Source organism: Delftia sp. WY8, from assembly GCF_018437695.1.
Classification (GTDB): domain Bacteria; phylum Pseudomonadota; class Gammaproteobacteria; order Burkholderiales; family Burkholderiaceae_C; genus Comamonas; species Comamonas tsuruhatensis.
In genome coordinates this window covers 127,740-154,067 of sequence record NZ_CP049795.1, presented here as the reverse complement: position 1 = coordinate 154,067, position 26,328 = coordinate 127,740, and the positions used below count along the sequence as shown (strand labels likewise).

Genomic DNA, 26,328 nt, shown 5'->3' with positions numbered 1-26,328 from the left:
CACCGGCCCGTTTCCCCTAGCGGATGCCCGGTTCGACGGCCTGCGGCGCGACCCCTACCTTTTTCACTACCTGAGACAAGAGATGAGCACGCAGCAACCCACCATCATCTACACCCTGACCGATGAGGCCCCGCGCCTGGCCACCAGTGCCTTCCTGCCTGTGGTGCGCGCCTTTGCAGCACCCGCCGGCGTGAATGTCGAGACCGCCGACATCTCCGTGGCCCACCGCATCCTGGGTGAGTTCTCCGAATTCCTGGCCGAAGACCAGCGCGTGGCCCACACCCTGTCCGAGCTCGGCAAGAAGACGCTGGAGCCCGATGTCAACATCATCAAGCTGCCCAACATCAGCGCCTCCGTGGCCCAGCTGACGGCTGCCATCAAGGAGCTGCAGGGCAAGGGCTACGCACTGCCCGACTACCCCGAGAACCCGACCAACGACCAGGAAAAGGACATCAAGGCACGCTACGGCAAGTGCCTGGGCTCGGCCGTGAACCCCGTGCTGCGTGAAGGCAACTCCGACCGCCGCGCTCCCGCCGCCGTCAAGAACTACGCCAAGAAGCACCCGCACTCCATGGGCGAGTGGAAGCAGTGGTCGCAAACCCATGTCTCGCACATGGAGCACGGCGACTTCTACCACGGCGAAAAGTCCATGACCCTGGACAAGGCCCGCGACGTCAAGATGGAGCTGACCACCAAGAGCGGCAAGACCGTGGTGCTCAAGCCCAAGGTCGCGCTGCAGGCCGGCGAGATCATCGACTCCATGTTCATGAGCAAGAAGGCGCTGTGCGACTTCTACGAAAAGGAACTGGACGACTGCCGCGACGCCGGCATCCTGTTCTCGCTGCACGTCAAGGCCACGATGATGAAGGTCTCGCACCCCATCGTGTTCGGCCACTGCGTGAGGATCTACTACAAGGAAGCCTTCGAGAAGCACGGCAAGCTGTTCGACGAGCTGGGCGTGAACGTCAACAACGGCATGTCCACGCTGTACGAGAAGATCGAGACGCTGCCCGCCTCGCTGCGCGAAGAGATCATCCGTGACCTGCACGCCTGCCAGGAACACCGTCCGGCGCTGGCCATGGTGGACTCGGCCAAGGGCATCACCAACTTCCACTCGCCCAACGACGTGATCGTTGACGCGTCCATGCCCGCCATGATCCGCCAGGGCGGCAAGATGTGGGGCGCCGACGGCAAGCCCTACGACTGCAAGGCCGTGATGCCCGAGTCCACCTTTGCCCGCATCTACCAGGAGATGATCAACTTCTGCAAGTGGCACGGCAACTTCGACCCCAAGACCATGGGCACCGTGCCCAACGTGGGCCTGATGGCGCAAAAGGCCGAAGAGTACGGCTCGCACGACAAGACCTTCGAGATCGAGGAAGACGGCGTTGCCAACATCGTCGATCTGGCCACCGGCGAAGTGCTGATGAGCCAGAACGTGGAGCAGGGCGACATCTGGCGCATGTGCCAGGTCAAGGACGCTCCCATCCGCGACTGGGTCAAGCTGGCCGTCACGCGTGCCCGCAACTCCGGCATGCCTGCCGTGTTCTGGCTGGACCCCTATCGTCCGCACGAGGCCGAGCTGATCAAGAAGGTCAACACCTACCTGAAGGACTACGACACCACGGGCCTGGAAATTCACATCCTGTCCCAGGTCCGAGCCATGCGCTACACGCTGGAGCGCGTGGCCCGCGGCCTGGACACCATCTCGGTGACCGGCAACATCCTGCGCGACTACCTGACCGACCTGTTCCCCATCATGGAACTGGGCACCTCGGCCAAGATGCTGTCCATCGTGCCCCTGATGGCCGGCGGCGGCATGTACGAAACGGGCGCCGGCGGCTCGGCTCCCAAGCACGTGCAGCAGCTGGTGGAGGAAAACCACCTGCGCTGGGATTCGCTGGGCGAGTTCCTGGCACTGGCCGTGTCGCTGGAAGACCTGGGCATCAAGAACGACAACGCCCGCGCCAAGCTGCTGGCCAAGACCCTGGATGAAGCTACGGGCAAGCTGCTGGACGAAGACAAGTCGCCTTCGCGCCGCACCGGCGAGCTGGACAACCGTGGCAGCCAGTTCTACATCGCCCTGTATTGGGCACAGGCCCTGGCGGCGCAGACGGAAGATGCCGAACTGGCCTCCAAGTTCGCTTCGCTGGCCAAGCAACTGGCCGACAACGAGTCCAAGATCATCGAAGAGCTGCGCACCGTGCAGGGCAAGGCCGTGGACATCGGTGGCTACTACATGCCCGACGTGGCCAAGATGGATGCCGTGATGCGCCCCAGCGCCACCTTCAACGCCGCCATCGACGCGCTGCGGTAAGCCACTTCGCCTTTGCCGGGGCCAGACCCCGGCAGGCTTGAAGCATGACCGGCCGGCCCGCAAGGGCGGCCGGTTTTTTCATGCCGACATCGGCAGAAAACCGCAGGCGAAAAAAAACCGGCCCAGAGAGCCGGTTTTCTTGGAATTGGACGCTATCAGTAGCGACCGCCGCCGTGGCCGCCATTGCCATAGCCGACGTCGGCACGCTTGCCTGCATAGCCTTGCGGGCTGTAGCCACCCGAGCTGCGGCCTTCTTCGCGAGGACGCGCCAGGTTCACGACAATCGAGCGTCCGTCCACGGACATGCCGTGCAGGCCGGTGATGGCGGCCTGGGCGACTTCGGCAGAAGCCATCTCCACAAAACCGAAGCCCTTGGAGCGGCCGGTTTCGCGGTCCATCATGACCTTGGCGGAAGCCACGCTGCCGAATTCGGCGAAGTTGCTTTCCAGGCTGGAGTCGGTCACGGAGTAGGGCAGATTGCCCACGTAGATTTTGGTGGTCATAGGAAAACCTCTTTGCTTAGATGTGCGCAAACGGGCGCACCGTTGGAATGCAGGCGGAGGACTGTGCAATCCGCCGCAGGAAATGGATAGGGGTTCGCAGCAAGCGGGCCATCAGCACGCAGGCGGGTGCTGCATGCAGGTCTGAAGCCAGCCTTGGGTGACGGCAAACAGCCGTGCCGCTTCGCTGGAGGCGAATGCCTTGTCGAAACGGAATACGCGGCAGTAGCTGCCGTTGCCCTGGGAGCGATGGACCGAGAAGGAGGCACGGAAGCGGCCGCAGTCGGTCGGGTGTGTCGAGGGCGAGACGACGTACTTGCCCATGGGAATGCCGGTGTTTGAAATGTGGTTCAGTCAGGTTCGCAGCCTTGAAAAGGCCTGCGTGAGCATCTAGGAACTCGGTTGGCTGCAGCTCTACAGACCAACTGGGCGACAAAGGTCGCGAAACACATCCTGCAGGAAGCGGCTGGCAAGCCGTTGCGCGGGAGATGTGGTTGCCGACTCAGGTACTGGGTACGGGTCTCGACAACGGTGCTGACTATATCCTGTTGAATATTTAAACGCAACTTAATATTCTTTTTAATTGTAAAAACCTGCCTGACAGCCGTTGTTTTGTTATGTTATAACGTCACAATTCTGATGTGGCGCAACATCGCCAACCGTTTTCTGGAACAGGAAATCACCATGCCCACCCCTTTGACCGCCAACCAGCAACGGGTGCTCGACGCCCTGCGCCAGGCCGGTGCACCGCGCACGGCCTATGCACTGCTCGACCAGCTGCGTGACCACGGGCTGAGCGCCCCCACGCAGGTCTACCGCGCGCTGGACAAGCTGGCCGAGCAGGGCGTGGTCCACCGCCTGGAGTCGTTGAACGCCTATGTGTGCTGCTCGCACCCGGATGAGGGCAGCCATGACTTCTCGGCCTTTGCGATCTGCGACAGCTGCGGGCAGGTGGACGAGTTTGTCGACGACGCGCTCAACCGCTGCCTGGGCAGCTGGGCGCACGGCCATGCGTTCGCGCTGGCCCATTCGAACATCGAACTGCATGGCAAGTGCTCTGCCTGCACTGCGCTGCACGCCTGAGGCCCTGCCTGCCGCACGCGGCTGCAGTGCCAGCAGCGTGCTCCCTTTCCCTGCTTGAGAGATTCCATGATGCATACCGTAGCGCCGGTTCAGCCGCCGCATGCCCGATTGCCGGTGACCGTACTGTCGGGCTTTCTGGGCGCGGGCAAGACCACCTTGCTCAACCACATCCTGCACAACCGCGAAGGGCGGCGCGTGGCCGTCATCGTCAACGACATGTCCGAAGTCAACATCGACGCGGCCCTGGTGCGTGATGGCGGGGCCGACCTGTCGCGCACCGACGAAAAACTGGTGGAGATGAGCAACGGCTGCATCTGCTGCACGCTGCGCGAGGACCTGCTGGTGGAGGTGGCACGGCTGGCGGGCGAGGGCCGCTTCGACCAGCTGGTCATCGAGTCCACGGGCATCTCCGAGCCGCTGCCGGTGGCCGAGACCTTCACCTTCGCGGGCGAGGACGGACGCAGCTTGGGCGATGTGGCGCGGCTGGACACCATGGTGACCGTGGTCGATGCCTTCAACTTTCTGCACGACTATGGCTCGCGTGACAGCCTGCGCTCGCGCGGCGAATCGCTGGGCGAGGAGGACCGCCGCACCGTGGTCGATCTGCTGATCGAGCAGGTGGAGTTCTGCGATGTGATCGTGCTCAACAAGATCGACCTGGTCACCGATGAGGACTGCAGCCGGCTCATGGCCATCCTGCGCGGGCTCAACCCGCGTGCCAGGCTGGAGATCGCCTCCTTCGGCCAGCTGCCGCTGGATCGCGTGCTCGATACGGGGCTGTTCGATTTCGAGGAGGCCTCCAGGGCGCCGGGCTGGCTGCAGCAGTTGCGTGGCACGCACCAGCCCGAGACCGAGGCCTATGGCGTTGCCAGCTTTGTCTACCGCGCCCGCCGCCCCTTTCATCCCCGGCGCTTCTTCGGCCTGGTGCAAAGCGAATGGCCGGGCGTGGTGCGCTCCAAGGGGTTTTTCTGGCTGGCCAGCCATCCGGCGCTGGCCGGCTCCTGGTCGCAGGCCGGCGCCGTGGCCCGCCATGGCCCGGCCGGGCACTGGTGGGCCGCCGTGGAGGCCGAGCGCTGGCCGCGCGACCCCGAAAGCGTGCAGCGCATCCTGGACAAATGGGTCGATGGCGTGGGCGACGCGCGCCAGGAACTGGTGCTGATCGGCATGGGCATGGACGAGCAGGCGCTGCGCGCACGCCTGGACGAATGCCTGCTGACCGATGCGGAAATGGCCATGGGCCCGCAGGCCTGGACGCAGTGGGACAACCCCTTTCCCGGATGGAACTGATGCCCGGCCGGTACCGAGCCGGCCCTGAGTCGGCCCTGAGCCGACATTGAACGCTTGCTGCGCCGCCCTCGCGGGCGCGGCCCCTGGAGCCCCGAATGCTTGCACCTCTTCCCGATGTTTCCCTGACCGATCCCGCACCCAGCCTCAGCCCGCTGCAATGGGTGGGCATGCAGGGCATAGACCTGCCCGTGACCGTGGCCGAGCCCGGCTACTGGCGCGAGCTGCATGCGCGCGCCGATGTGCAGGTCGATCTTCCTGCGGCCCATGTCAAGGGCATACACATGTCCCGGCTGTACCGGCAACTGGACAGCCTGGCCGAGGAATCCGCGCTGTCTGCCCTGGCGCTGCGCCATGCGCTGCAGGCCATGATCGACAGCCACCTGGACTGCCAAAGCCGCAGCGCCCGGCTGCGCCTGTCGCTGGACCTGCTGACCCAGCGGCCCGCCCTGGTCACCCACGATCTGTCGGGCTGGAAGTCCTATCCCGTGCGCCTGGACGCCACGCTGGCGCAGGGCGTGTTCCAGCTGCGGCTGCAGGTGGGCGTGGGCTATTCCTCGACCTGCCCCTGCTCGGCGGCACTGTCGCGCCAGTTGCTGGAGCAGGGATTTTTGCAGGCCTTTGCGGGCGAGCCGCTGGTGGAGCCGGACCAGGTGGCTTCCTGGCTGCGCCGGCACGGCACGCTGGCCACGGCACACAGCCAGCGCAGCGAGGCCCAGGTCAGCGTGGACCTGGCCTGTGATGCGCCCGACCTGGGCATCCTGCCCCTGATCGCCCGCGTGGAGCAGGCGCTGGGCACGCCCGTGCAGACCGCCGTCAAGCGCGCCGACGAGCAGGCCTTTGCCGCGCTCAACGGCCGCAACCTGATGTTTGTCGAGGATGCGGCGCGCCGCATACAGGCCGCGCTGGAAGGCAGCTACGCCCAGCCGCGCGTGCATGTGCGCCACATGGAGAGCCTGCATCCGCACGACGCCGTGTCCTGGGCATGACCCGCGAGCCGGCCCCCGTTTGTCTACAACCCAAGGAGTTTTCCATGCAAGTGCTCTCGTCCCTCAAGGAAGCCAAGCTGCGCCATCGAGACTGCCAGGTGGTGCGCCGCCGCGGCCGCATCTACGTCATCTGCAAGAGCAACCCGCGCTTCAAGGCCCGCCAGGGCGGCGCAAAAAACAGGCGCAAGGGATGATCCGCAAGAACCCGCGCGGCGACCTGCCGCGCATCCATGCCAGCGCATTCGTGGACCCCACGGCCATCCTGTGCGGACTGGTGATCGTGGAGGAGAACGTCTTCATCGGCCCCTATGCGGTGATCCGTGCCGACGAGATGGATGCGGACGGCCACATCGACCCCATCGTGATCGGTGCCCACTCCAACATCCAGGACGGGGTGGTGATCCACTCCAAGTCGGGCGCGCGCGTCAGCGTGGGGCAGCACACCTCGATCGCCCATCGCGCCATCGTCCACGGGCCCTGCACCGTGGGCAATGGCGTGTTCATCGGCTTCAACAGCGTGCTGTTCAACTGCGTGGTCGATGACGGCTGCGTGGTGCGCTACAACGCCGTGGTCGATGGATGCCACCTGCCGCCAGGCTTTTATGTGCCATCCACCGCGCGCATAGGCCCGGAGACCGACCTGTCCACGCTGGCCCAGGTGCCCGCCGATGCCAGCGATTTCTCCGAGGACGTGGTCCGCACCAACAACGAACTGGTGCGCGGCTACAAGGCCATCCACAATGAGTTCTGACCGGCCGGGAGGGCTGCATGTCCGATTCCGCTGACCTCAAGAACCTGGGGCTGAAGGCCACGCTGGCGCGACTGTGGGTGCTGGACATCTTTCGCCACGGGGCCGACCGGCATCTGGCGGCGGAGGAGGTCTATCGCCAGCTGCATGACCAGGGCCGGGGCACCAGCCTGGCCACGGTCTACCGCGTGCTGGCGCAGCTGGAGCAGGCCGGGCTGCTGCGGCACCAGCGCTTTGCGGCGGGCAAGGCGGTCTATGAACTCGACGACGGCGAGCACCATGACCACCTGATCTGCACACGCTGCGGCCTGGTGCAGGAGTTCCACGATGCCGTGATCGAGCAGCGCCAGAAGCTGCTGGCGCGCTCGCATGGCTTTGCCATCGTGGAGCACTCCCACATCCTCTACGGGCGCTGCATCAAGCCCGACTGCGAGCGGCTGGCGGGCCGGCAGGCGCCTACCTCTCCTTGAGGCTGCGCTGCGCACGCTCGCAGATGCGGCGCGTGGCTGGCACGGGCGATTCCTGGAGCCAACGCGCACACAGGGCGCGCACCCAGTCGGGCCGGCTCTTGGCCGCGTCGTTGAGCCAGTTGGCCACCGAGTCCTGCACATAGGGCGAGGCATCGGCGCGCAGCCGCTGCAAAAGGGGCAGGGCGATCTCCGGCTGCTGCTTGAGCGCCGCGATATGGCTGCACCAGACGCCGCGCGGCCGCAGGGCCTCGCTGGCGAAACGGCGCAGGCGGTCGGAGGGCCGCCTTGTCCACCGGGACAACTCGGCCACGGCCTGCGGCAGATCGCTGGCCAGATGCGGGCGCACGCCCATCCACGACCATTCGCGCACGCCGAAATGCGAGTCATCGGCCAGCGGCTGCACCAGCTCCAGGCGTTGGCTCAGGGTCAGGCCCGGCTGCGCACCGGCCATGAAGCAGGCCCAGCCGCGCACCGTGTCAGAGCGGTGCGTGAGGCAGCGCTGCCAGCCGGCCTGGCCCAGCGCCTGCCACAGCAGGCCGCCAATGCACTCCATGCGTTTGAGAATGCCCAACTGGCCCAGCGCCTGCGCCGTGTCCTCCAGTTGCGGCCACGCGTCGGGAAAGACGGCCTGCAGCAGCCGGGCCTGGTCCACGGCCAGGCTTTCGGTCAGCGTGGCGGTCTCGATCTCGCCCAGGGACAGGGCCTGCAGCAGTTCGGGAGTGATATCGACTTTGCGGTTGGCGCCCTTGCGCCGGGGGGCGGGCGCCTTCATGCGCTGGCCTCCAAGCCTGCGGCGGCCTTGGCCAGCAGCTTTCCCAACTGGCCGCGTTCGGCGGGCGACAGGTTGGAAAACAGGCCGGCGATCCATTGGCTGTGCCGGGCAAACAGCTTGCGCGCCAGCTGGCGGCCCTTGGCGGTGAGCTGCACGCGCAGCGCGCGGCGGTCGGCCGGGTCGGGCAGGCGCTCGGCCAGGGCCTCGCGTTCCAGGCCGTCCAGCAGGCCGGTCACGGTGGCGCGGGTGATGCCGGCTTGCTCGGCCAGGTGGTTGGGGGCCAGCCCTTCGCTGGCGGATTCCAGCAGGAACAGCAGCACGAAGCGCCCTTCGGACAGGCCGTGCGGCGCCAGCAGCGCGGCGCAGTCACGGTCGATGCGCGCAGCCAGGGACAGGGTCTGGAAGCACAGCCGCATGCTGTCCACGTCGTCCAGCTTGCGGCGCTCGGCCTCGGCCAGCAGGGCCTGGTATTTCTGTTCGAGTTGCATGTGGCAAGCATACAGTATGGCGGCTAACCATGTGGCTGCGCCTCCAGGCAAGCAGTGGCCTGTGCGCGATGGCTGCGCTTGCGGCCCAGCCTGCGCACGCCTATGACCACGCCCGTGGCGCTCATCAGCAGGCCGCCCAGGCTGAAGGCCAGCAGCAGCCCATCCCACAGCGGCCGGCGCTGCAGCAGCGGCAGCCAGTCCCAGCTGTGCAGCATGGCGAACAGCCAGCGCTTGAGGCGCTGGATGCCGTCCAGCCGGCCCAGCACCTGGCCCGTGTGCGGGTCGATGTGCACCCAGCTGGCCGCAGCATCGCCAAAGACCACGCGCAGAACGGGCAGGGGCTTGTCATGGCCGCCCATCATGGTGTGCTCGGCGCGCTCGTACCAGTACAGGTCGTGCGCGGTCAGCCATTCGCTGCGCAGCACGGGTGCGTCGATCAGCACGGCCGCGCGGTCCAGTAGGGCCTCGCGTGAGTGGGCTGCGGGCGCTGCGCTGGCGCTGTCCAGCACCAGGGGCGTGCCGGCTGCGGGCTGGGCCAGCACCTCGGTGAGGCCTGCGGTGCGCAGCCAGCGCAGTTCGCGCACGGGACCGCCCGCCGCGGCGATCAGCGACTGCGGCGTGGCGTCGTCCCCGGTCAGGCGCAGCGGGCCCTGCTGCCACCGGGCCATGTGCAGTGGCGGCGTGCCCGTGTCGAACAGGCGCCAGGGGTTCATGGACATCAGGCCGCTGAAGATCCAGGCCAGCGTGGTCAGCGCGAACAGCAGGCCCGCCACATGGTGCCAGCGCATGGCGCGGCCCGGGTACGGCGTGCGCAGGCCGCTGCGGTAGGGCTGCCTGAACCGCCAGCGCATCACCCCGACCACGGTGCCGGTGATGGCCACGGCAATGCCGACCAGCGACAGCACGTTGACGATGTCGGCCCAGGCGCCATCAAAGGCATTGCCCCGGAACATGTACAGCCAGTGCAGCCAGGCGCCCAGGTAGTTCCAGCCGCGCTCGGTGCGCGTGGCATCGCGCACCACCTCGGCCGTCGTGCCGGAGATGTACAGCAGCGTGCCATCTGCATCGTCCATCTGCACGCGGTGCAGGGGGCGGTGGATGTCCAGCGCGCGCGAGTGGCTGAAGGCATCCTCATCCACCGTGCCCAGGTAGTGCAGGCCTGTGCCGTCCCCCGCGAAGGCGCGCGCGCTGGCCAGGGCCTGCGCATGGCTGGTGGCGCCCAACACCTGGCCGCTGGCCGCATCGATGGCCACGGGCTGGCGCCGCCCCTCGGGCGTGACCAGATAGCTGGCACGGCCGGCGCTGCCGGCATGCAGGCGCAGGTCCTTGAGCGGGCCGTCGATGCCGGCCGCGCGCAGCGCCTCGGCGGGCGCGAGCAGGGCGGCGTTGCCATCGAGCGCCGGCAGGTGGCGCAGCCGCTCGGCCTGCGTGAGCTTGGGGTAGCCCACGTACATCATCACCATGCCCGAGACAAACCACAGCGCAAAGAACAGGCACAGGGCAATGCCCAGCCAGCGGTGCAGCAGGAACAGCCAGCGTTTGAGGTGAAGGCGCATGGTGCGTCTCCTGCTCAGAAGGCCACGCGCAGCGAAATGTCTGCCGTGCGCGGCGCGCCCAGGTAGGCCATGGTGCTGGTCAGGCTGGCGGCGTAGACGCGGTCCGTGGCATTGCGCAGCCGTGCAACCACGGTCATGCGCGGGTCGATGCGGTAGCTCAGGCCCAGGTCCAGCAGGGTGTAGGCGGGCCAGGACAGCGTGTTGGCCGCATCGGCATAGATGCCTCCCACGCGGCGCAGCCCGGCGTTGACCTCCAGCGCCGGCGTGATGCGGTAGCTGGTCCAGAGGTTGAGCACGCTGGCGGGCGTGTTCGTGGGTCGCTTGCCCACCAGGGACACGCCGCCTTGCTGGTAGTTGTCATAGCGCGCGTCCACATGGCTCCAGTTGCCCTGGATGGACCATCGCGGCATGGGCGCCAGGCCCATGGACAGCTCCACCCCGCGCGAGGACTGCTGGCCCACCAGCACCGTGCGCGTGCTGTCCTGCGGGTCCTGGGTGGAGATGTTGCGGCGCGTGATGCGATAGACCGCCAGCGCCGCCGTTCCCTTGCCCTGCCAGAACGACAGCTTGCTGCCCGCCTCCACCTGGCGGCCCGTGGTCAGCCCGGTGTTGTTGATGGCATCGGCAAACGAGGCGCCCATCAGCATGCCCGACGGCGGATCGGCCGCCGTGGAGAACTGGGCGTAGAGATTGGCCTCGGGCGTGGCATCCCAGACCAGGCCCACGCGCCCGGTCGTCGGGCTATAGCTGCGGCTGTAGCTGGCGGGCAGCGCGGGCGTCACATCGCGCCGGTTGGTCAGGTCCACCTCGATGCGTTCATGGCGCAGCGCCGTCAGCAAGTGCAGGGCAGGAGTGAGGGCCGTGCGGTTTTCCAGGTACAGGGCGGTGGTGGTGACCTTGTTGTCGCGGTCAGGCCTGAAGCCGGGCGCCATGCCTGGGATGTCGTAGAAGTTCTCGGTGGTGAAGTCGTACGGGTTGACCGTGCTCACCGTGCCCGACAGGCTGTTCGGAAAGCGCGTCTGCCGGTTCACGCTCACATCCAGGCCAAAGGCCCATTCGCTGCGCCGGCCGGCCAGCTCGCCCAGGTAGCTGCCTTCGATGCGGTCGCCCACCATGCGCTGGTCATGGCGCTGCAGCAGCGCGGCCGAGCGCACCACCGCGCTGTTGTCGGGCGTGAAGCGATAGGTCTCCACGTTGCGGTAGTCGCGCAGCGCGTCATAGGCGTAGAAGGTGTTGCTCAGCTTGAGCCGGTCGCTGGCCCGCCATTCGGTGATGGAGCGCAGCCACTGCACGCGCTGGGCGTACAGGCCGTCGGCGCTGTTGTAGTTCTTGCCGAGGGTGGCCTCGTCAATGCGCGCCTGGCCGCGCAGCGGGTTGAGCAGCGGCGTGCCCCAGTAGGGGCGGTCCACGCGCTCATGCTGGGCCTCGTAGGCCAGGGTGTGCGTCAGGCCGCCACCCAGGTCGGACAGCAGCGAGGCCGCCAGCTGCGTGGAGCGCGACTGCGTGCCGCCCACCCAGCTGCCGGCGTCGCGGTGGTTGAGGTCCAGGCGCAGGTAATGGGTCGTGCCCTGGCTGTCAGTGGCATCGCCCAGGCGGCGGTTCAGCCCGACGGAGGCTTCCTTCAGCCCGTAGCTGCCCAGGCGCAGCTGGCCTTCGGTGAAGCTGTCGCGCTGGGCCAGCTTGGTGATGTAGTTCAGCGTGCCGCCCACGCCGCCTGCGCCATAGAGAAAGCCGGAGGCGCCGCCCACGGCCTCCACCCGGTCGTAGATCCAGCTGTCCACGGGCCGGGCCGCAATGGAGTACTGCAGGTTGATGCCGTTGAACAGCTGGCTGACCGACCCCGTGCCGAAGCCCCGGTAGCTGATGCCGATGTTGCCGGGCGGGCTGTAGGCCGTGACGCCCGGAATGGAGCGCAGGATCTCCTGCGTGTCCTGGGCGCCACGCGCCTCGATGGCTGTGCGGTCCACGATGTGCACCGAGGCCGGCGTCTCGCGCGCCGTCAGGCCCAGGCGGCTGGCCGTGCCCACGGTCTTGTTCAGCAGCAGCAGGCCGTTGGCGTCGGCCGTGGCCTGGTCGGAGACTTCGACGGCGGGCAGTGCCGCCTCGGCCAGGGCCTGCGCGTGCGCGGCAGGCTTCCAGGCCGTGCCCAGCGCGCAGCACAGCGCTACGGCCAGGGGATGGGGGCGAAAGAGGGGTGCAGGCAGGCGCAGAGGCGCTGCCATCGCGGGGAAGGGGAAGGAATTCACGAACTGACTCCGGGTCTTGCGCCGCGCATGCGGCGCAGGCGGGCCGGGCGCGCATCAGCAGGCCCGGCGGCGATTCAAGAGAACACGGCAGTCAGCGGAGGAGGGCCGCGCGCCGGCAGCGGCGCGCGTGTGACGGAGGCAATGTGCGCCGCCACCAGCGGCAGCAGCGCGTGGGCCAGCGGCTGCTGGTGGGGCACGGCCACCTGCGGCAGGGCCGGCGGCGGTGCGCCAGCGGGCAGGCACATGGGGCAGTCAAGCTGGTGGTGGCCCATGCCCGGGGCTGCGCTGTCGCCCAGCGCCACCAGCTTGACGTCGCCGCTGGCCGTGCAGACCAGCTCGAATCCCTGGGGATGGACCAGGGGCGAAGCCACGGCAACGCCCAGCGTCACGGCAAACCAGGCCAATATCAGCCGGGTGAGCCAGAACGAGGAGCGAAGCGCTTGCATGGGCCGTGATTATGGCTTGGCGGGCGCGGGCGTGAACAGGCTGCCGCCCAGCTTGACGCCGGCCTTCAGGCCGCGCTTGGCGAACCAGCCCTGGTTCATCTCCAGCACATAGCGCACGGGCTTGGCCGAGCAGTGCGAGTCCTCGGTCATGGGCTTCATGTCGGCCAGGTTCACGATGGTGCCGTCATCGGCCACGAAGGCGGCGGTCAGCGGCAGCAGGGTGTTGCGCATCCAAAAGCACTGCACGGCGGGCACCTCGAAGACGAAGATCATGCCCTCCTGCTGGGGCATTTCCTGGCGGAACATCAGGCCGATGGCGCGCTCGCGGTCCGAGGCGGCCACCTGTGCGTCGATGCGGTGGATTCCGGCCGTCAACTCCACGCGGCGCAGGTTCATCTGGGGGCTGCCCTGGGGCTGTGCGCCTGCCGATACGGCGGCGCCAGCCAGGCAGGCGGCCATGAGCAACCGCTGCAGCGCGCGGCGGGAAAGGGATGTGTGGAGGGGTGTCGAAGGCTTCGTCATCTTGCACATTCTGTCGCAGGGGGCGCGTGGCCGGACGCAAAAATCGGCCTGGCCGGGCCATCATGGCCGGGCGGGCGGCAAAAAGCCCGCAGTGCATTGCTGACTTGCGGGCTTTTTTTGAGGGGATGCCAGCGGGCATCCCGGCGCCTGGATCAGGCCACGGCCTTGTGTGCCTTCTTGGTGGAACGCTTGGCGTGCTTCTTGCCGGAATGCTTGCCGCTCTTGGCAACCTTGGCCTTCTTGGCTGTGTGAGCGGGAGCAGCTGCGGAAGCGGCCGTGGGAGCCGACATCGGCGTTTCGGGTGCTGCGGCGGCCTGTGCAAAGGCGCCTGCGGCAAACGAACCGGCGACCAGGACAGCGAGGAGTTTTTTCATATATGCCATTTCCTAGAAAAGCGGTAGAAGCCAAGTTGAACCAGACAGCGGTGCGACATTGTTGATGCACCGCAGATGCTCAACGCACTGACTGTATCGCCGTTGACAGGAAGGCAGCCCGATTGTCGTTAGAATTTTCTGCACCAAATTTGTGCCCATTCCGGGCATTCACTCTTGCCTCGTGCACCAGCCAACGGAGACCCGTCCCCATGAACCGCTTCCAGCACATCCAGGTGCCGGCCGAGGGCCAGAAGATCACTGTCAACGCCGACATGTCGTTGAACGTGCCAGACCAGCCCATCATTCCTTTCATTGAAGGCGACGGCACCGGCGTGGACATCACGCCCGTGATGATCAAGGTGGTGGATGCCGCCGTGGCCAGGGCCTATGGCGGCAAGCGCAAGATCCAGTGGATGGAGGTCTTCGCGGGCGAGAAATCCACGCGCATCTACGGCCCCGATGTCTGGCTGCCCGAGGAAACCATGCAGGCCCTGCGCGAGTACGTGGTCTCCATCAAGGGCCCGCTGACCACGCCCGTGGGCGGCGGCATCCGCTCGCTGAACGTGGCGCTGCGCCAGGAGCTGGACCTCTACGTCTGCCTGCGCCCCGTGCAGTACTTCAAGGGCGTGCCCTCGCCGCTGAAGGAGCCCGAGAAGACCAACATGGTCATCTTCCGCGAGAACTCCGAGGACATCTACGCGGGCATCGAGTACGAGGCGCGCAGCGACAACGCCAAGAAGCTCATCGACTTCCTGGTCAAGGAAATGGGCGTCAAGAAGATCCGCTTCCCCGAGACCTCGGGCATCGGCGTCAAGCCCGTGTCCATCGAGGGCACGGAGCGCCTGGTGCGCAAGGCCATCCAGTACGCCATCGACAATGACAAGCCCAGCGTGACCCTGGTCCACAAGGGCAACATCATGAAGTTCACCGAAGGGGGCTTCCGCGACTGGGGCTACGCGCTGGCCGCGCGCGAGTTCGGCGCCCAGCCCATCGACGGCGGACCCTGGCTCAAGTTCAAGAACCCGCGCACGGGCCGCGACATCGTCATCAAGGACTCGATTGCCGACGCCTTCCTGCAGCAGATCCTGCTGCGCCCGGCCGAGTACTCGGTGGTGGCCACGCTCAACCTCAACGGCGACTACATCTCGGACGCGCTGGCGGCCCAGGTTGGCGGCATCGGCATTGCGCCCGGCGCCAACATGTCCGACTCCGTGGCCTGCTTCGAGGCCACGCACGGCACGGCCCCCAAGTACGCGGGCAAGGACTATGTGAACCCGGGCTCCGAAATCCTCTCGGCCGAGATGATGCTGCGCCACATGGGCTGGCGCGAGGCGGCCGATCTGGTCATCAGCGCGCTGGAAAAGGCCATCCAGAGCAAGCAGGTGACCTACGACTTCGCCCGCCTGATGGACGGCGCCACCCAGGTGTCATGCTCCGGCTTTGGTGAGGTGATGATCTCCAAGATGGATTGACGGGCGCCCGCGCTCCATGAAAAAACCGCGCCAGGGCGCGGTTTTTCTTTGACGGGCGTTGACGGGTCAGCTCTTGGGTAGCGCACAGCCATCGGGCCCGCAGTCCTCGCCTTGGGGCGCGGTCTGCTCGCCGGCGGTGATGGCCGCCACCTGCTGCACCCACTCGCCCAGCTGCGTTGCCCAGCCCTGTGCATCTCCCAGCCAGGGACCGATGTCGATGCGCTGGATGGCGCGCTGGCCCGGCTGCTCGGCCTCGGGGTGGTCGAACTCCAGCGCGAAGGTCGGGAAACCCTGGCCCTGTGCCAGGTTCAGCCATTCGCGCGCCTGGGTGATATGCGCCTGGGTGGCAGCGCCGGACAAGCGCTGGAAGGCCTGGGCAAAGGCCTCGCCGTCCAGTCCCAGGTCACGGGCCAGTTCCTGCAGCACGGCGGGGTCGCTGATGCGGCGGCCTTCCACGTAGTGGGCCTGCTGCTGGCGCGCCAGCATGTCCAGGCCCCGGCCCGCCAGTTCCTCGGCGGCCAGCAGGGCCGTGGTGGGCGGCTCCGAGTCCAGCACGGCGCCCAGGTCGTTGAGCAGGCCATCGAAGTAGGCAGGGCCGAACGGCTGGCCCGTCATCTCGGCAATGCGCTGGTCGTGCGGCATCACATGGCCGCGCCAGTCGGCCGTGATGGTGCGGGTGTGGGCGCCCGTGAGCATGCCGCCGCCATGCCATTGCAGCGTGACGCCGGGCACGCTGCGCGCGGCCTTGACCAGGGGCGCGGCGGCATAGCACCAGCCGCACAGCGGGTCGAAGATGTAGTGAAGGACAAAGGGCGGCTGCGCGGTCGTGGTCATGGCAGGAGCGGGCTGTGATGAAGGCGCCCACTGTAGCGGCTATTGGCTTGCCCGTGACGGGGCAGGGCCGCAGGCAGAATGGGCGACTGCCGCCGTGCAGCCACCGTGCTGCCATCGTCGATCCCGTCTGCATTGCCATGCGCCTCAAGTCCACGCCGCCTCCGTCCGATCCGTCCGACCCGTCCGCTTCCTCTGCACCGGCCGCCGAGCCCAGTGTCCAGTCCGTCGCCCGGCGCGGCATGCTGGGTTTTCTGCTGTTCTGGCTGCTGGTCATGGGCGTGCTGTACTGGGCCATGCAGATGTACCTGAAGCCGGCCGGCGTCAAGGTCCAGGCCGATGGCACGGTGGCCATTGCGCGTGACCGCGACGGGCATTTCCGCGTGGAAGGGGCCGTCAACGGGCAGCCCGTGCTGTTCCTGGTGGACACGGGCGCCAGCATGGTCGGCGTGACCGAGCCGCTGGCCGAGCGCGCAGGCCTGGACGGCGGCGAGCCGGTTCGCTTTCGCACCGCCAATGGCGAGCGCGACGGCCGCATGGTGGTGGCCGAGCAGGTGCGCGTGGCCTCCCTGGTGGTCAGCGGCCTGCGCGTGGGCACGGGCTATACGGGCAGCACGGACAGGGATGCGCTGCTGGGCCAGAACTTCCTGCGCCAGTTCGATGTGGAAATACGCGGCGACCGCATGCTGATCCATCCGCGCGGCAGCGGGTCTTCGCCCAGGCAGTAAGTACGTAAGCAACGAAGTAACTAACTAGCTAAGCAAGGGAGAGGGACATGACAAACAACGGCTTTCGCACCGACAGGCGCAGGTGGCTGCAGACGGGCGCAGCCCTGGCGACGCTGGGCTGCACGGCCTGTGCCAGCGTGGGGCAGGGCGGTGCCTTTTCCACCGGCACCGGCACCGGCCTGGCCGAGGACCTGGGCGAACGCCTGGACCAGGGCGTGCAGAGCGGAGAACTGGCGAACCTGCACGCCGTCGTCGTGATGCGCCACGGCCGGCTGGCGCTGGAGCGCTATTTCGAGGGTGAGGACGAACGCTGGGGGGAGCCGCTGGGCAAGGTGGCCTTCAACGCCGACTCCCTGCACGATGTGCGCTCGGTCAGCAAGAGCATCGTCGGCCTGCTGTACGGCATGGCCTTGGCCGAGGGCAAGGTGCCCGCGCTGGACATGCCCCTTGTCCAGGCTTTTCCCGCCTACGGCGATCTGGCGGCCGATGGGCGCCGGCGCGCCATCCTCATCTCCCATGCCCTGGGCATGACCATGGGCCTGCAATGGGACGAGGACCTTCCGTATTCCGACCCGCGCAACAGCGAAATCGCCATGGAGCGCAGCAGCGACCGCTACCGCTACGTGCTGGAGCAGCCCGTCGTCGCCCCGCCCGGCGAACGCTGGTGCTACAGCGGCGGGGCGACGGCACTGCTGGGCCATCTGATCGCGCAGGGCAGCGGCATGCCGCTGCTGGACTATGCGCGGCACAAGCTGTTTGCTCCGCTGAGCATCGACAAGGCCGAGTGGACGCCTGGCACCAACGGCGAGGCGGCCGCCGCCTCCGGCCTGCGCCTGCGGGCGCGGGACCTGGCCCGCATCGGCCAGCTGGTGCTGCAGCAGGGTGAATGGCAGGGACGGGCGCTGGTGCCCCGGCATTGGATTGTGCAATCCATTCAGCCGCGCGTGGACGCCTGGCCCGGCCTGCGCTACGGCCACCACTGGTACGTGGGGCAGACCCGCGCCGGCCTGGCGTACTACATGGCCATCGGCCTGGGCGGCCAGCGGCTGGTGGTCGTGCCCCAGCATTCGCTGGTGTATGCCGTCTTCATGGGCAACTACGACAGCCCCCAGCAGGTGCAGCGCGTGGCGGCCGTGCAGGGCCTGGTCGCCGCTGCCTTGCGGTGACTGCCTTGCCCTGACAGCCGTGCGCGGGCACGGCGGGCGTGCGAGAATCCCCGCTTCCAAGGTCGGCCGCATGCCCGGCTCGCGCAAGCAGGGCGCGAAGCGGGGCGGGCCGGTGCGTGTCGAGGCTCGATCCACTTTCCTGGTTCCGGTGCCGGCCCATGAGCCCCTGAGGCCATGGCGCCGGTTGTTTCTGCCTCCCGTATGATCGACAGATCACCGTTTGCCCGTGTCCCACCGCCAGCCCATCCGCATCGCCGACCGCCACCAGTTCGACACCCTGATCGACGCCCGCTCGCCTGCCGAATTCGCGCAGGACCACATTCCCGGCGCCATCAATTGCCCCGTGCTCGACAACGAGGAGCGTGCCCGGATCGGCACCATCTACAAGCAGGTCAGCCCCTTCGAGGCCAAGCGCCTGGGCGCGGCCATGGTCTCGGCCAATCTGGCGCGCCATCTGCAGGAAACGTTTGCCGACAAGCCCGCCAACTGGAAGCCGCTGGTCTACTGCTGGCGCGGCGGCCTGCGCAGCGGCTCCATGGTCACCTGGCTGCGCCTGGTCGGCTGGGATGCGCAGCAACTGGCCAACGGCTACAAGTCCTATCGCGGCCATGTGATCGAGTTGATCGACCGCCTGGTGCCCCAGCTGCGCCTGCAGGTGCTGTGCGGCGCCACCGGCAGCGCCAAGACCCGCGTGCTGCATGCCCTGGCCGAGGCCGGCGAGCAGGTGCTGGACCTGGAGGGCTATGCCAGCCACAAGGGCTCCTTGCTGGGCAACCTGCCCGGCGTGGAGCAGCCCAGCCAGAAATACTTCGAGACGCTGCTGGCCCAGCAGCTGGAGAGTTTCGATCCGTCGCGCACCGTGTACGTGGAAGGCGAGAGCGCCAAGATCGGCCGCGTGTCCCTGCCGCTGGTGCTGGTCGAGCACATGCGCCAGTCGCCCGTGATTGCGCTCGATGCCACGCCCGAGGCACGCCTGGCCTACCTGCTGCGCGACTACGCCTACCTGGGCGACGATCCGCAGATGCTGGCCGACAAGCTGGGCTGGCTCAAGGAGCTGCAGGGCAAGGAGACCATCTCGCGCTGGCAGGCCTGGGCGCATGAGCGCAGCCTCTCGCCGCTGTTCTCCGAGCTCATGGCCCAGCACTACGACCCGCACTACGAGCGCTCGCAGGAGCGGCATTTCACGCAGTGGCGCACGCGCCGCAGGGTGCAGGCCGACGACCTCAGCGAGGCCGGCATCACCGCGCTGGCGCGCCAGATACTGGCGCTGGCGCGCCAGATACTGGCGCTGGATGGGGCATCGGCCGCGTGAATCAGGCGTTTGAATCAGCCGTGTGAGTCGGCCAGCACCGGATACAGCGACAGCAGCAGCAGGGCCGCCATGCACCAGTTGAAGCGGCGCAGTGCCTGCGGCGAGCGCAGCGCGCGCCCCACGGCGCTGCCGAACAGCGTCCAGACGCTGACGCTGGGATAGTTCACGATGCCCAGCACCAGGGCGGCCAGCACCAGGTTGATGAAGAAATCCTCGCGCGGCGTGTAGGTGGCAATCACGCCGATGGCCATGATCCAGGCCTTGGGGTTGACCCACTGGAAGGCCGCCGCCTGCCAGAACCCGAAGGGCCGGGCACCCGCGTTGCCGCCGTCGATGCCGCCGCTGCCCGCGATCTTCCAGGCCAGCCAGACCAGGTAGGCCGCGCCCAGGTACTTGAGCGCGGTGTAGATCACCGGCAGGCGCTCGAACACCGCGCCCAGGCCCGCGCCCACCAGCAGCACCATGACCACCACGCCCAGGGTGATGCCCAGCATGTGGGGCACCGTGCGGCGGTAGCCGAAGGTGGCGCCCGAGGCCGTCAACATCACATTGTTGGGGCCGGGCGTGACGGAGCTGACGAAGGAGAACATGGCCAGCGGCAGCAGGAACGAGGTGTGGGCGGTATCGAAGGGCATGGTGGCAACAGGCATGACAGGGAATCCGGCGCCCTGTCTGCGCATGCCGCAGGCCGCGGCGCCGTCAGGCCATGCTAATGGCAGTGTTCGGTACAGTAGCAGTACACTTTGCCAGAACAATTTGCCAACTGGCCTGCCCACATGACCCTGACACTTGATCCCGCAGCCACGCCGAAGCAAGCGCAGGCACAGCAGACACCGCAGACATCGAGTGCATCCTCCGCTACGGCTTTCCAGGCCGCTGCGCCCTGGCGTCCGCTGCGCTCCTCCGATCTCTCGCTGGTCGAGCAGCTCGTGGACCACTACGGCAGCCTCATCCGCCACCATGGCCTGCGCGCGGGCTCGCGGCTGCCCTCGGTGCGCGCGCTGGCCCAGCAGGCCGGCGTCAGCCGCGATACCGTGGTCCAGGCCTACGACCGGCTGGCCGCCCAGGGCCTGGTGCATTCGCGGCGCGGCTCGGGCGTCTTCGTCAGCGCCCGGCGCGCGGCCCAGGCCGTGCCGCGCGCCAGCCAGGGCCTGCCCACGCTGGAGCAGGGCGCCGCCTTCGATACCGCCTTTCTGTTGCGCAGCATGTTCCGCGAAGGCACGGAGCATTCGGGCGACGCCGGCATGCTGCCGCCGGAATGGCTGGACCAGGAGATGCTGGCCTCGGCCCTGCGCGCCGTCGGCCGCAGCACGGGCACCAGCCTGCTGACCTATGGCGTGCCCCAGGGCTATCTGCCGCTGCGCCAGCAGATCGCCTCGGTGCTGCAGGCCCAGGACGTGCCAGCCCACCCCGAGGCCCACCTGATGACCGTGGCCGGTGTCACGCAGGGGCTGGACCTCATCGTGCGCAGCCTGGTGCGCCCTGGCGATACCGTGCTGGTGGAAGACCCCGGCTGGTTTCTCATCTTCGGCCGGCTCAACGCCCTGGGGGTGAACGTGGTCGGCGTGCCCCGCCTGCCCGGCGGCCCCGACGTGGAGGCGCTGGAGCGGCTGGCCCGCCAGCACCAGCCCCGGCTTTTCATCCTGAACACGGCCGTGCACAACCCCACGGGCCAGACCCTGTCGGCCGGCGTGGCCCATGAGGTGCTGCGCATTGCCGAGCGCCACGACTTCTACCTGGCCGAGGACGACACCTACTCCGACTTCCTGCCCGGCGTGCCCGTGCGCCTGGCCGCCATGGACCGGCTGCAGCGCGTGCTCCTGGTGGGCGGCTACTCCAAGACCCTGGCCGGCAGCCTGCGCGTGGGTTATGTCGCGGCACACACCGACCTGATACGGCGGCTGACCGACCTCAAGCTGCTGGGCGGCCTGACCACGGCGCTGCCGGGCGAGCAGGTGGTGCACCGCGTGCTGGCCGACGGCCAGTACCGCAAGCATGTGGACCGCCTGCGCGAGCGCGTGGACCGCGCGCGCAACCGCTGCCTGCGCATGCTCGAAGCCCTGCACTGCCGCGCCCCGCACGAGCCGCAGGCCGGCATGTTCGCCTGGGTGGACTGCGGCGTGGACTCGGAGGTGCTGGCCCGCCATGCCGCGCCGCAGGGCCTGCTGCTGGCGCCGGGCCTGCTGTTTTCGCCCAGGCAGGCCGCGGGCAGCATGCTGCGCATTCCCGTGCCCATGGTGGAGCAGCCCCAGACCTGGAAGATCCTTGGCCACCTGCTGGCGCAGCACCGGGGCGGTGGTGGATGAGTGGACGGTGCAGCAACACTGCCTGACGGGAGGTTGACGCTGCCGGCGCCAGGGCATGTAAGACACGGCATCGGGCCTCGGCGCCCCGGTAGGGCGCTGCTATCGTTCCGGGATGACTATTGAGCTTGTCTTGCCAGGGGAGGCCGGCCGCAGAGCCGGGGTGAATGACAGCCGGCCCCGACCGGGAGGCGGTGCGGCGCGCCGCCTGGCGCCCGTGCTGGCGCTGCTGCTGACGGCGGGCTGCGCCGACACGCCCGCGCCGCGCGGCAAGGTGGAGGGCGCCTCGTTCGAGCCCAGCGAAATCGTGCAGTCCGACAGCAACCGCATGGCCACACTGGCCATGAAGGAGAACCTGGACAGCCTGATGCGCATCATGGACAAGCTGTACCTGCGCAACCCCGCCGAGTGGAAGAAAACCGCCGAAAGCCGCGAGGCCGCATCCGCCTACGTGCGCATCGCCATCACCGAGCGCCAGCCCTGGGCCGACCTGCGCGGCGCCCAGGACGTGGCCGCGCTCTCGCTGGCGCTGCAGCCCGACTTCAAGGGCGACCGCGTGGCCGCCTTCGTCCATGCGCTGGCCGACACCATCATCACGGCCCACGGCGGGCGCACCAGCTTCACCCTGGTCCATGGGCTGGACCCGCAGCTGATCTACAACGCTGCGCGCAACGTGGAAGTGGCCAACTGGATACTCAACTCACGGCGCAATGCCGCAGGCGGGCCGCTGCTGCTGTCCAACCACCTGGGCGACGACGCGCGCAACCTGAGCTTCGAGCGCGAGATGGGCAAGATCATCGGCCGGCTGGACCTGATCGCCAACTACACCACCGAGCGCTACAGGCGCTCCTTCATCGGCTACGGGCAGGGACTGGTGGCGGGACCCTTCATGCAGTTCCTGCCCGTGCGCTGAGGCGGCAGGCGTCAGGACTCGTCACACAGAACGATGGTGACCAGAGCGGAGGTGTCTTCGATGGCGCGTACCGCATGTGCCATGTTGGCCGGCAGGTGCATCAGCTGGCCGGCCTGCAGGGACTGGCGGCTTTCGCCGAGCATCACCTCCAGCTCGCCTTCCAGGCAATGCAGGCTGACGCTGCCAGGCACCTTGTGCGGCGGCAGCGACTGGCTGGCGCGCAGCACCACGCGGATGACCTCCATGTCCTGGGACTTGAACAGGGCACAGGTCCGGGCACCCGCCAGCCGCGCACCAAACGGCAGGACATCGATGGCTTGAGCGGTCAGTGCAAAGGGGGTGGCCATGGCGGACCTCCAGGCGTTGGCGGGCAATAATGCCATTGTCCTCCGAAGCACCGCAATCCATCAACCGCAGCTGTGTGACAGCAGGGGCTTGTGCAGGGTCTCAGCCCGGCACGCTGGCCTCCACCAGCAGGGTCAGCAACTGCAGCGACTCCTGCCAGCCCAGGTGGCAGGCCTCGGCGGGAATGACGGCGGGCACGCCTTCCTGGGTCACATCCATTTCAGTGCCGCAGAACACCTCGCGCAGCGTGATGGTGGTGATCATCTCGCCGGGCAGTTGCGGGTCGTCGAAGCGGTCGGTATGGCGTACCAGCCGGCCAGGCTCCAGGTCCAGGAACTCCCCGCCGAAGCCGCTGCGCCCGCCCGTGGACAGATTGACGAAGGCCATGCGGTAGCGCCCGCCGACCCGGGCGTCGAACTCGGGCACCTCGCAGATGTAGCCGTGGGGCGGCAGCCATTTTGCAAGGGCAGCGGCCGTGGTGAAGGCCTGGTACACGCGCTGCGGCGGCGCCTTGAGGACGCGGTGCAGCCGGATGGTGTGGACGGTGTGTGACATGCGGAACTCCTTGGCGTGGTGTCGTGCAGGGCTGCCAGCCTCGCACCGATGCAGTCCTTGCGCAAGAGGCGGCACATGGAGCCTGATGCAGGATTCAATGATTCATAAATCGAATCCTTGCTTGGTTTTAAAGAATTGGACTTGAATCATTGACGCCCGCACCATGGCGGCGAGCGCTGGATACACAGCGCCGCTTTCCATAGGAAACAGGAGACAAGCAAATGAAGCATTCCCCGTTGCGCAGGGCCCTGGCCCTTGGCGCTCTCAGTGCCATGGCCGTCGTTGCAGCGCCCGCTGCGCAGGCCCAGGGCAGCTATCCCTCCAACCCCATCACCCTGGTCGTGCCGTTCGCGGCCGGCAGTGGAACCGATGCCGTGGCGCGCGTGGTGGCTACCCGGCTGGGCGAGCGGCTCAAGCAGCCCGTGATCGTGGACAACAAGGCCGGCGCCAATGCCCAGATCGCCGCCAACCATGTGGCCAAGGCCAAGCCGGACGGCTACACGCTGTTCATGACCACCAACACCTCGCACTCGGCCAACCCCTGGCTGGTCAAGGGCCTGAAGTACGACCCGGTCAAGGATTTCACGCCCGTGGCGCGCGTGGGCGAGCTGCCGTTTGCGCTGCTGGTCCACCCCTCCGTTCCTGCCAAGACCGTGCAGGAACTGATCGACTACGCCAAGGCGAATCCCGACCGCCTGTCCTACGGCACGCCCAACAGCACCTCGCTGGTGGCCTCGGAAACCTTCAAGTACGTCACGCACGCCCAGATCACCTCGGTGCCCTACAAGTCCAGCCCGCAGGCGTTGACCGACCTCATGGGCAACCAGATCCAGGTCTACGTGGCCGACCTGGGCTCGGCCTGGGGCACGATCAAGACCGACCGCGTTCGCACCCTGGCCGTGACGGCGGCCAAGGGTTCCACCCTGCTGCCCAATGTGCCGGCCATCGGCAAGACGCTGCCGGGCTTCGACATCACGTCGTGGAACGGCATCTTCGGCCCGGCCGGGATGCCGGTCGAGATCACCGAGCGGCTGAACACCGAGCTGCAGGCCATCCTCAAGGACAAGGCCGTGCAGGAGCAATTGGCCCAGGTCGGCTTCGAGGTCTGGCCCACGGCCACGCCTGCCGAGTTCGCCACCTATGTGAAGGACCAGATGGCCCGCTGGGGGCAACTGGTCAAGCAGGCGGGCATCGAGGCGCAGTGAAGGAGAGCCGCATGGAACAAGCGCAGCAAGGGCAGCAAGGCCCTCTTGCAGGGGTGAAGGTGCTGGACATGACCTCGGTGGTCATGGGCCCCTTTGCCACCCAGATCCTTGCGGGCCTGGGGGCCGAGGTGATCAAGGTCGAATCGCCCGAGGGCGACAACATGCGTCACGTCGGCCCCATGCGCAACCCCGCCATGGGCCACATCTTCCTGCAGGCCAACCAGGGCAAGCGCTCCGTGGTGCTGGACCTCAAGCAGGGCGCCGCGCGCGAGGCCCTGCTGCGCCTGGCCGAAGGCTGCGACGTGCTGGTCAGCAACGTGCGGCCCCAGGCCATAGCGCGCCTGGGCCTGGCCTACGAGGACGTGGCGGCGCGCAACCCGCGCATCATCCACGTGAGCTGCTGCGGCTTCGACCAGCGCGGCCCCTACGCGGCCCGGCCCGCCTATGACGACCTCATCCAGGGCGCCACCGGCGTGCCCTGGCTGGCGCAGCAATACGGCGGCGGCGAGCCGGCCTATGCCCCCATGACCCTGGGCGACCGCGTCACCGGTCTGCACGCGGTCTACGCCGTCACTGCCGCCCTCTATGCGCGCGAGAAGACCGGCAAGGGCCAGGCCGTGGTCGTGCCCATGTTCGAGGCCATGAGCCAGTTCATCCTGGGCGACCACATGGCGGGCCTGTCGTTCGAGCCGCAGCTGGGCGGCCCCGGCTATGCGCGCCTGCTCACGGCCCACCGCAGGCCCTATCGCACCAGCGACGGCCACCTGTGCGTTCTCATCTACAACGACAAGCACTGGCACAGCTTCTTCAACGCCATAGGCCAGCCCGAGCGCATGGCCGAGCCCATCTTCGCCACCCACAGCCAGCGCGCGCTGCACATCGATGCCGTCTATGCCGAAGTCTCGCGGCTGATGGCAGGGCGCACCACCGCCGAATGGCGCACGCTACTGGACGCGGCCGACGTGCCCAACATGCCCATGGCCTCGCCCGAGGACCTGATCGCCGACCCCCAGCACCAGGCCACCGGATTCGTGCACGAGATAGACCACCCCAGCGAAGGCCGGCTGCGCACCACGGCCAGCCCCACGCGCTGGAGCGCCACGCCGCCCGCAGAACGCGCCGCCCCCGCGCCGCGCCTGGGCGAACACACCCTGCAGGTGCTGCGCGACGCGGGCCTGACCGAGGCCGAACTGGCCGCCCTGCAGGCCAGCCGCGCCTGCAGCCAGGCTGCCGCGCTGCAAGACGCCCCACCACAAACACAAGCACAAACACAAACAGAAGGAAACCGCCCATGCCCCGCTACCTGATCCGTGAACAAGACGTGCCCGGCTACAGCCCCGCCAACCACCACGGCACCGTCAACCGGCGCCTGGTCAGTGCCGCCAACGTGGGCGCGCGCCACATGGAGCTGGTGCTGGGCACGCTGGAGCAGGGCGGCGGTGCGCTGCCCCATGCCCACCCCGGCATGGAGCAGGCCTGCTACCTGCTGGCCGGAACGGCCGAAGTGGAAATCGACACCCCGGACGGCAAGGAACGCTTTGCCATGCAGCCCGGCGACACCTGCTTCTTCCCCGAGGACTGCATGCACATCTTCCGCGTGACCAGCGCCGAGCCCGTGCGCCTGCTGGTCTTCTACAGCCCGCCGTACGGCGAGAACCCGGAGCGCGTGCGCCGGCCGGCAGCCTGAGCGCCGTCACCCCACA

29 protein-coding genes are annotated in these 26,328 nt (G+C 67.8%); 16 read left to right on the top strand and 13 right to left on the bottom strand.

The features are described from left to right. Positions 1-82: 82 nt before the first annotated feature. A complete protein-coding gene (locus tag G4D77_RS00660; protein WP_154834372.1) occupies positions 83-2,317 on the top strand; it encodes an NADP-dependent isocitrate dehydrogenase in 2,235 nt (744 codons plus the stop codon). Between the two features lie 155 nt (positions 2,318-2,472). Here the strand turns inward: G4D77_RS00660 and rbp are convergent, their stop codons facing one another. Continuing rightward, a complete protein-coding gene (rbp, locus tag G4D77_RS00655; RefSeq protein ID WP_016445960.1) occupies positions 2,473-2,820 on the bottom strand; it encodes an RNA-binding regulator in 348 nt (115 codons plus the stop codon). A gap of 111 nt (positions 2,821-2,931) precedes the next feature. Next, positions 2,932-3,141 carry a hypothetical protein gene (locus G4D77_RS00650; RefSeq protein WP_016445961.1) on the bottom strand — a complete coding sequence of 70 codons (210 nt, stop codon included), beginning with the start codon at positions 3,139-3,141 and terminating at the stop codon, positions 2,932-2,934. A 315-nt stretch (positions 3,142-3,456) separates the two neighbouring features. Here G4D77_RS00650 and G4D77_RS00645 point away from each other — a divergent pair, with 315 nt between their 5' ends. The 6 genes from G4D77_RS00645 to fur all read left to right on the top strand — a co-directional run bounded on the left by G4D77_RS00645 (position 3,457) and on the right by fur (position 7,391). Next, the gene (locus G4D77_RS00645) at positions 3,457-3,900 is read left to right on the top strand and encodes a Fur family transcriptional regulator (protein WP_017405058.1); all 444 of its coding nucleotides are present in this window, start codon (positions 3,457-3,459) and stop codon (positions 3,898-3,900) included. Positions 3,901-3,966: 66 nt separating this feature from the next. Further along, a complete protein-coding gene (gene zigA, locus G4D77_RS00640) occupies positions 3,967-5,187 on the top strand; it encodes a zinc metallochaperone GTPase ZigA (RefSeq protein WP_016445963.1) in 1,221 nt (406 codons plus the stop codon). Positions 5,188-5,282: 95 nt separating this feature from the next. Further along, positions 5,283-6,173: a GTP cyclohydrolase FolE2 gene (gene folE2 / locus G4D77_RS00635; RefSeq protein WP_016445964.1), complete on the top strand. Its 891-nt coding sequence runs from the start codon at positions 5,283-5,285 to the stop codon at positions 6,171-6,173. A 44-nt stretch (positions 6,174-6,217) separates the two neighbouring features. Beyond that, the gene (gene ykgO, locus G4D77_RS00630; RefSeq protein ID WP_013802515.1) at positions 6,218-6,367 is read left to right on the top strand and encodes a type B 50S ribosomal protein L36; all 150 of its coding nucleotides are present in this window, start codon (positions 6,218-6,220) and stop codon (positions 6,365-6,367) included. Next, entirely contained in the window at positions 6,364-6,924 is a 561-nt protein-coding gene (locus G4D77_RS00625; RefSeq protein ID WP_016445965.1) for a gamma carbonic anhydrase family protein, read from the top strand. The genes ykgO and G4D77_RS00625 overlap by 4 nt, the downstream gene beginning before the upstream one ends. Positions 6,925-6,941: 17 nt before the next feature. Continuing rightward, complete coding sequence (gene fur, locus G4D77_RS00620) at positions 6,942-7,391, top strand: ferric iron uptake transcriptional regulator (RefSeq protein WP_154834371.1); 450 nt, start codon at positions 6,942-6,944, stop codon at positions 7,389-7,391. On the opposite strand, the gene G4D77_RS00615 is transcribed toward fur, so the two are convergent. The 7 genes from G4D77_RS00615 to G4D77_RS00585 all read right to left on the bottom strand — a co-directional run bounded on the left by G4D77_RS00615 (position 7,378) and on the right by G4D77_RS00585 (position 13,795). Further along, positions 7,378-8,163, bottom strand: a complete 786-nt coding sequence (locus G4D77_RS00615) for a DNA alkylation repair protein (RefSeq protein WP_213757842.1) — start codon at positions 8,161-8,163, stop codon at positions 7,378-7,380. The two genes, fur and G4D77_RS00615, sit on opposite strands and share 14 nt — an antisense overlap. Continuing rightward, entirely contained in the window at positions 8,160-8,651 is a 492-nt protein-coding gene (locus G4D77_RS00610; RefSeq protein WP_016445968.1) for a MarR family winged helix-turn-helix transcriptional regulator, read from the bottom strand. Before G4D77_RS00610 ends, G4D77_RS00615 begins: the two co-directional genes overlap by 4 nt. A 23-nt stretch (positions 8,652-8,674) precedes the next feature. Beyond that, a complete protein-coding gene (locus G4D77_RS00605) occupies positions 8,675-10,207 on the bottom strand; it encodes a PepSY domain-containing protein (RefSeq protein WP_154834369.1) in 1,533 nt (510 codons plus the stop codon). Between the two features lie 14 nt (positions 10,208-10,221). Continuing rightward, positions 10,222-12,429, bottom strand: a complete 2,208-nt coding sequence (locus tag G4D77_RS00600; RefSeq protein WP_154836367.1) for a TonB-dependent receptor — start codon at positions 12,427-12,429, stop codon at positions 10,222-10,224. A 98-nt stretch (positions 12,430-12,527) separates the two neighbouring features. Then, positions 12,528-12,899, bottom strand: coding sequence for a DUF2946 family protein (locus G4D77_RS00595; RefSeq protein ID WP_154834368.1), 372 nt, complete (start codon positions 12,897-12,899; stop codon positions 12,528-12,530). 9 nt (positions 12,900-12,908) lie between these two features. Then, positions 12,909-13,358 carry a DUF192 domain-containing protein gene (locus G4D77_RS00590; RefSeq protein ID WP_126312310.1) on the bottom strand — a complete coding sequence of 150 codons (450 nt, stop codon included), beginning with the start codon at positions 13,356-13,358 and terminating at the stop codon, positions 12,909-12,911. A gap of 215 nt (positions 13,359-13,573) precedes the next feature. Then, entirely contained in the window at positions 13,574-13,795 is a 222-nt protein-coding gene (locus G4D77_RS00585; RefSeq protein ID WP_016445972.1) for a hypothetical protein, read from the bottom strand. Between the two features lie 209 nt (positions 13,796-14,004). Between G4D77_RS00585 and icd the strand changes: the two genes are divergently transcribed. Continuing rightward, positions 14,005-15,267 (top strand): NADP-dependent isocitrate dehydrogenase, encoded by a 1,263-nt coding sequence (icd, locus tag G4D77_RS00580; protein ID WP_012205489.1) that lies wholly within the window; start codon positions 14,005-14,007, stop codon positions 15,265-15,267. A gap of 66 nt (positions 15,268-15,333) precedes the next feature. On the opposite strand, the gene G4D77_RS00575 is transcribed toward icd, so the two are convergent. Beyond that, positions 15,334-16,101 carry a DsbA family protein gene (locus G4D77_RS00575; RefSeq protein ID WP_016445973.1) on the bottom strand — a complete coding sequence of 256 codons (768 nt, stop codon included), beginning with the start codon at positions 16,099-16,101 and terminating at the stop codon, positions 15,334-15,336. Positions 16,102-16,118: 17 nt separating this feature from the next. Here G4D77_RS00575 and G4D77_RS00570 point away from each other — a divergent pair, with 17 nt between their 5' ends. The 3 genes from G4D77_RS00570 to mnmH all read left to right on the top strand — a co-directional run bounded on the left by G4D77_RS00570 (position 16,119) and on the right by mnmH (position 19,304). Beyond that, a complete protein-coding gene (locus G4D77_RS00570) occupies positions 16,119-16,826 on the top strand; it encodes a retropepsin-like aspartic protease family protein (RefSeq protein ID WP_016445974.1) in 708 nt (235 codons plus the stop codon). 47 nt (positions 16,827-16,873) lie between these two features. After that, complete coding sequence (locus G4D77_RS00565) at positions 16,874-17,992, top strand: serine hydrolase domain-containing protein (protein WP_154834366.1); 1,119 nt, start codon at positions 16,874-16,876, stop codon at positions 17,990-17,992. 226 nt (positions 17,993-18,218) lie between these two features. After that, positions 18,219-19,304 (top strand): tRNA 2-selenouridine(34) synthase MnmH, encoded by a 1,086-nt coding sequence (mnmH, locus tag G4D77_RS00560; RefSeq protein ID WP_193726140.1) that lies wholly within the window; start codon positions 18,219-18,221, stop codon positions 19,302-19,304. A 14-nt stretch (positions 19,305-19,318) separates the two neighbouring features. Here mnmH and G4D77_RS00555 read toward each other — a convergent pair whose 3' ends face one another. Beyond that, positions 19,319-19,954 (bottom strand): LysE family translocator, encoded by a 636-nt coding sequence (locus G4D77_RS00555; RefSeq protein ID WP_047219015.1) that lies wholly within the window; start codon positions 19,952-19,954, stop codon positions 19,319-19,321. Between the two features lie 126 nt (positions 19,955-20,080). On the opposite strand from G4D77_RS00555, the gene G4D77_RS00550 reads away from it, so the two are divergent. Further along, entirely contained in the window at positions 20,081-21,610 is a 1,530-nt protein-coding gene (locus tag G4D77_RS00550) for an aminotransferase-like domain-containing protein (protein ID WP_154834364.1), read from the top strand. A 112-nt stretch (positions 21,611-21,722) separates the two neighbouring features. Further along, entirely contained in the window at positions 21,723-22,520 is a 798-nt protein-coding gene (locus G4D77_RS00545; protein ID WP_370690607.1) for a hypothetical protein, read from the top strand. 11 nt (positions 22,521-22,531) lie between these two features. Here G4D77_RS00545 and G4D77_RS00540 read toward each other — a convergent pair whose 3' ends face one another. Then, positions 22,532-22,867 carry a cupin domain-containing protein gene (locus tag G4D77_RS00540; protein ID WP_016445980.1) on the bottom strand — a complete coding sequence of 112 codons (336 nt, stop codon included), beginning with the start codon at positions 22,865-22,867 and terminating at the stop codon, positions 22,532-22,534. Between the two features lie 100 nt (positions 22,868-22,967). Further along, a complete protein-coding gene (locus tag G4D77_RS00535) occupies positions 22,968-23,420 on the bottom strand; it encodes an SRPBCC family protein (protein WP_012205499.1) in 453 nt (150 codons plus the stop codon). Between the two features lie 221 nt (positions 23,421-23,641). Between G4D77_RS00535 and G4D77_RS00530 the strand changes: the two genes are divergently transcribed. From G4D77_RS00530 to G4D77_RS00520, 3 genes are read left to right on the top strand one after another with little or no spacing between them, the layout of a single operon-like run. Continuing rightward, positions 23,642-24,625, top strand: coding sequence for a Bug family tripartite tricarboxylate transporter substrate binding protein (locus G4D77_RS00530; protein ID WP_016454640.1), 984 nt, complete (start codon positions 23,642-23,644; stop codon positions 24,623-24,625). Positions 24,626-24,636: 11 nt separating this feature from the next. After that, positions 24,637-25,932: a CaiB/BaiF CoA transferase family protein gene (locus G4D77_RS00525; RefSeq protein ID WP_154834363.1), complete on the top strand. Its 1,296-nt coding sequence runs from the start codon at positions 24,637-24,639 to the stop codon at positions 25,930-25,932. Beyond that, entirely contained in the window at positions 25,917-26,312 is a 396-nt protein-coding gene (locus tag G4D77_RS00520; protein ID WP_012205502.1) for a cupin domain-containing protein, read from the top strand. The genes G4D77_RS00525 and G4D77_RS00520 overlap by 16 nt, the downstream gene beginning before the upstream one ends. The last annotated feature ends 16 nt before the right edge of the window (positions 26,313-26,328 follow it).